Source organism: Moorena sp. SIO2C4, assembly GCF_010672485.1.
Lineage (GTDB): Bacteria > Cyanobacteriota > Cyanobacteriia > Cyanobacteriales > Coleofasciculaceae > Moorena > Moorena producens.
In genome coordinates, this window is record NZ_JAAHGN010000592.1 from 1 (window position 1) to 4,654 (window position 4,654).

General features: G+C 43.2%; 5 protein-coding genes and 1 pseudogene. 5 read left to right on the forward strand and 1 reads right to left on the reverse strand.

Features of this window, described 5'->3' with window-relative positions:
- From F6K20_RS25145 to F6K20_RS25155, 3 genes and pseudogenes are all read left to right on the forward strand, one after another.
- Positions 1-232, forward strand: a pseudogene (locus tag F6K20_RS25145) (hypothetical protein); the annotation flags it as partial.
- A gap of 83 nt (positions 233-315) precedes the next feature.
- Positions 316-513 carry a hypothetical protein gene (locus tag F6K20_RS25150; protein WP_202799278.1) on the forward strand — a complete coding sequence of 66 codons (198 nt, stop codon included), beginning with the start codon at positions 316-318 and terminating at the stop codon, positions 511-513.
- A gap of 85 nt (positions 514-598) precedes the next feature.
- Positions 599-754, forward strand: coding sequence for a hypothetical protein (locus F6K20_RS25155; RefSeq protein WP_165691822.1), 156 nt, complete (start codon positions 599-601; stop codon positions 752-754).
- Here F6K20_RS25155 and F6K20_RS25160 read toward each other — a convergent pair.
- Positions 706-2,208, reverse strand: coding sequence for a RecQ family ATP-dependent DNA helicase (locus F6K20_RS25160; RefSeq protein WP_287296455.1), 1,503 nt, complete (start codon positions 2,206-2,208; stop codon positions 706-708). The two genes, F6K20_RS25155 and F6K20_RS25160, sit on opposite strands and share 49 nt — an antisense overlap.
- Positions 2,209-2,435: 227 nt before the next feature.
- Between F6K20_RS25160 and F6K20_RS25165 the strand changes: the two genes are divergently transcribed.
- The gene (locus F6K20_RS25165) at positions 2,436-3,362 is read left to right on the forward strand and encodes an Rpn family recombination-promoting nuclease/putative transposase (protein WP_287266819.1); all 927 of its coding nucleotides are present in this window, start codon (positions 2,436-2,438) and stop codon (positions 3,360-3,362) included.
- Between the two features lie 112 nt (positions 3,363-3,474).
- Positions 3,475-4,314 (forward strand): Rpn family recombination-promoting nuclease/putative transposase, encoded by an 840-nt coding sequence (locus F6K20_RS25170; RefSeq protein ID WP_287249541.1) that lies wholly within the window; start codon positions 3,475-3,477, stop codon positions 4,312-4,314.
- Positions 4,315-4,654: the final 340 nt, after the last annotated feature.

Below are 4,654 nucleotides of genomic sequence, written 5' to 3' on the forward strand. Positions count from 1 at the left end.
GCTCAGTATCTTTCACTGTCTTGATGCAGTCGCTCATGGGGGAAACCACGGCAGTTGCTCATGGGGGGAACCACGGCAGTCGCTCATGGGGGAAACCCCCAAGACCGCGCTGCCTCCCCAAGACCGCACTGCCTCCCCAAGACCGCGCTGCATCGCTATATTTGGGGCGGCATTTATTTCTTCTTTGGATTGTTCGTATTTCGTATATATTTCGATTTTTCGAGATATATAATCCAGATGCGTCCTTCATTATGTATTAATGAACCTTTCCGAGGAGATGCATGTGATACTTGGATAATTTTCTTCACTATCGCCATGCATATATTTCTACTTGGGTTTGGAATTGTTAATATAATGGCAGGATTCTTCTATCAGCGAGCCAAGCCAAATACTGCTAACTGGATTGCGGCATGTGTGAATCTGTTGAGTTTACCAATTGGTACAGCATTAGGAATATATAGTCTGTTGAAACTAAATAATTATTTAAAAGAATTACAGGAATCTCAACAATAAAAATTGAATAAGCTGTGTCAGTCTTTGAATGAATAGGAGTAGAGTGGGCATCCTGCCCGACCCAAGAGATCAAGGGACAGGCAAGATGCCTATTCCACCGGTCGCAGCTCTCCCTACTCCCTACGGTGCGCGCCTCCTAGGGCGAGTAAATCGCCCTTGGGTCGCACCGCTCCCTACTCCCTGTGATAAATGCTATGAGCAATTATCACAGCGATCGCATCTAAAGCCAACTGCTTCCTGAGTAAAACCAAATGCCTTTAGTAAAAATTGCCAACGACACTGGCGAGTTTTCAGGTATTGATTCATCTGAGACTGGGCTTGCTGTTGGATATTACTAACCTGTGCTAGGGAGGAAGATTTTTGAGACCGGTGTTGCCGGTAATGGAATGGATCAATCCATTCTAGTTGACCAGCACTATCGAGGAGTGCTAAGGCTATGGCACCATTGGGAAACTCTTTGGCTACTTTGGCTACTTCTCCCTGGGCTGGTAATTGCTTTGCTAACTGTTGAGCCTGTTGGTATTGCGATCGCATTTGATGGGCAAAAAATTCTTGTCGTTGCTTATCCTCTGGATTGAACCATCCCGTTGGTTCACTGACTAAGGTCAAAGCATCCGCTGGTTTACCATCCCTGCCGCCACGACCTACTTCCTGAATATATTCCGATAAGAGTAAAGGTGCTTGGAAATGCACCACCCAGCGTACATCTGGCTTATTAATCCCCATGCCAAAGGCACAGGTACATACCACAAATTGGGTCTGACCACTAATCCAGCTGGCTTCAATTTTCCGACGCTCCTGAGCACCCAAGCCAGCGTGGTAAGCTGCGGTGGAATATCCCAAGGAAGTAAACCATTGCGCTAACACTTCACTATCTTTTCGGGAACGCACATAGACTAAACCAGCTTGTTTAGGTCTGGCTTTAATATAGTTCAATACTCGTTGGCGACGTCCTTTGGGAGTCCAGACGGTTTGCACCTGGAGGTTAAGATTGTCTCGATAGGGGCTAATTAAAAATGTTTGGGGTTGTTGCAGTTGCAAGACTTTGCGGATGGTTTGTTGAGCCTTGGGGTCAGCGGTAGCAGTAAAGGATGCGATCGCAATTTTTGTTCCCTTGGGCTTACACTTGAGAAGTGCTGGTCTTACTGCTCCCAAACGGCGATAAGCAGGTCTAAAGGTATCACCCCATTGAACCAAACAATGGGCTTCATCTAAAATCAATCCATTAATCTGAAGCTGTGGCTGACACAACCGTTTCCACACTGCTGCACTGAGTAGGGTTTCTGGGGATAAGTAGAGCAATCGCAGTTGCTGCTTTTCTAGAGCTTGAAGGGTTTGTTGCCGTTGGTAGCGAGGTAATTCACTATGTAACAGAGCAGCAGGTAATTTGCGATCGCGCAATTCCTGCACCTGATTTTCCATCAATGCTACCAGTGGAGAAATCACTAATGTTAATCCAGTTTGTAGTAACGCTGGTAGTTGAAAACAAATCGACTTACCACCACCAGTAGGCAAAATAATTAAAGCATCCCGTTGTTCTAAAATCATCCGAATAATTTCACCTTGGGGGGGTCGAAAATCCTCGTAACCCCAGAATTGTTTCAACGCTGCACGAACATCATCCCATTGATTATTACTGGATTGATTAGTATTAGTATTATTGCTAGTATTTTTACTACTATTTTTAACAACCATCCTGCTTCACTCCCGTTGATTCCTTCCGTTGATTCCTTGTCTTGATGCAATAGCGAGTGGGGGAAACCCCCTTTGGCCAACTGCATCGCTTTAAGCTTAGATAAATGCTCACCGGTTATACACTAGAATATCAACGGATTTTGCTAGGATGATTACTGAAACGATGTCCGTGAGATTCCCTAGGAAAGACATTGACTAACCACTCTACCTCATAAACTGCTAAAACCATGAGATTCATTAGTCCCAAAACTGACTTTGCTTTCAAGAAAATCTTTGGCTCAGATCAAAGTAAGGATATTCTGATTTCCTTCCTTAATGCCATGATCTACTCTGGGGAGTCGGTAATCCAGGATTTAGAAATCCTTGACCCCTACAGTGCCGGGGATGTAGTGGAGTTAAAAGACACTTATCTAGACATTAAGGCAGTATTAGAGGATCAAACAACTGTGCTGATTGAAATGCAAATCTGGAATGTAGAGGCTTTCGAGAAGCGAGTGGTCTATAACTTGTGCAAAACCTATGGTAATCAACTAAAATCGGGACAAGGATATTTCGATCTCAATCCAGTCATTGCGTTAACCATCACGGATTTTAAGTTATTCCCATCAACCGAGAAAGTAATTAGCTGTTTTTACTTTCAAGAAAAAGAAGAGCACTTCGCTTATCAGGAAAATGAATTAAAGCTGGTGTTTGTAGAACTTCCCAAATTTAATAAACAACTGGAAGAGTTAGAAAGTGTGATAGATAAGTGGATATATTTTATCAAAGAAGCGCCCAGCTTAGAAATTATTCCTGATAATCTCAGGGAAATACCACAGCTAGAAAAAGCGTTAACTATAGCGAATCAAGCGGGGTTGAGTGTGTCAGAATTGGAAAAACTCCGCAAGCAGGAGATGGTGTTGGAGGACACGCGCGGTGCATTGAGTCTAGCTCAACGGGAAGGAATAGAACAGGGAATAATACAGGGACGAGAAGAAGGGGAAAGAAGGGTAATATTGCGACAGCTTGAGCGCCGTTTTGGCAAACTAACCAGTGATGATATCGCATTAATCGAAGCCTTGACGAATCAAGAGCTAGAGCGTTTATCAGAAGCCATCTGGGATTTTAAAACCAGTGAAGACTTACTCAACTGGCTCCAAGATAACTCTAACTAAAATCACAGCTAATATCATAACTTGACTCCATAAACAAGATCCAGGTGCGATCAATTTTTTAACTGGGATTCACTAAACTGTCTGAGATAGTGTTAAGTTTGAACAATTTGCCTTGGCTTACGATAATATCTGTAAATACCTAGCAGAAGAATACCCATCGGAGTTTTTTTACTGGCTATTGGGTGAAGAACCTCGCGATATTCAGGTACTTAAAACCGAATTAAGTGCTGAACCCATTCAAGCTGATGCTCTGAGTTTACTCCAAAGTACTAACCAAATTCTGCATCTAGAATTTCAAACCCTACCCCAATCCGAGCCACCATTAGCATTTCGGATGTTGGACTATTGGGTCAGATTACAACGTAAGTACCGATGTCGGATTGAACAGGTAGTGATTTTTCTAAAGTCTACGACCTCAGATCTGGTATTTACTAATGAGTTTAGGGATACTAACACCTGGCACCGTTATCGAGTAATTCGCTTGTGGGAGCAAGACCCTCAACCACTGTTAGCCAATCGGGCTTTGTTACCCTTGGCCACTTTAGCCAGGAGTAATAGCCCGAATCGATTGTTAGAGCAAGTGGTTGCTCAAGTGGATAAAATTGAAGAAAAACCATTACGGGGAAACCTAGCCGCCTGTGTGGATGTGTTGGCTGGTTTACGGTTTGATCAAGATTTAGTTCGTCGATTGTTAAGGGAGGAAGTTATGGAAGAATCAGTCACCTATCAAGATATTATCCAAAAGGGAGTCCAAAAGGGAATCCAGCGCGGAAAGCAGGAGGAAGCAGTATTAATTGTGATGCGTTTGCTAACCCTGAGGTTAGGTTTAATTGACCCTGTGCTCCAACAGCGGATTGAGGGATTATCGATTACTCGATTGGAGGAATTGAGTGAAGCGTTGTTGGATTTTGAGACAGCAACGGATTTAGCGGTTTGGTTAGATCAGTGCTGAGATTTAACTGTCAGTGTTCACCAGGATTTTTGGTGGGAAGATGATTTTGATAAGACCTGATCTAATCAGGTCTTTTTTAGATCTTATCTAAATCATTAGTGCTGGGGTATCATAGCTTGACTCCATAAACAAGATCCAGGTGCGATCAATTTTTTAACTGGGATTCACTACACTGTCTTGATGCAGTCGCTCATGGGGGAAACCCCCAAGACCGCGCTGCATCGCTGTCTGAGATAGTATTAAATTTGAACAATTTGCCTTGGCTTACGATAATATCTGTAAATACTTAGCAGAAGAATACCCATCAGAGTTTTTTCAGTGGGTATTGGGTGAAGAACCT

Excerpts from the sequence above, each read along its gene's own strand:
- F6K20_RS25155 (WP_165691822.1), top strand. The coding sequence starts at position 599 with ATGCCTATTCCACCGGTCGCAGCTCTCCCTACTCCCTACGGTGCGCGC.
- F6K20_RS25165 (WP_287266819.1), top strand. The coding sequence starts at position 2,436 with ATGAGATTCATTAGTCCCAAAACTGACTTTGCTTTCAAGAAAATCTTT.
- F6K20_RS25160 (WP_287296455.1), bottom strand. The coding sequence starts at position 2,208 with ATGGTTGTTAAAAATAGTAGTAAAAATACTAGCAATAATACTAATACT.
- F6K20_RS25150 (WP_202799278.1), top strand. The coding sequence starts at position 316 with ATGCATATATTTCTACTTGGGTTTGGAATTGTTAATATAATGGCAGGA.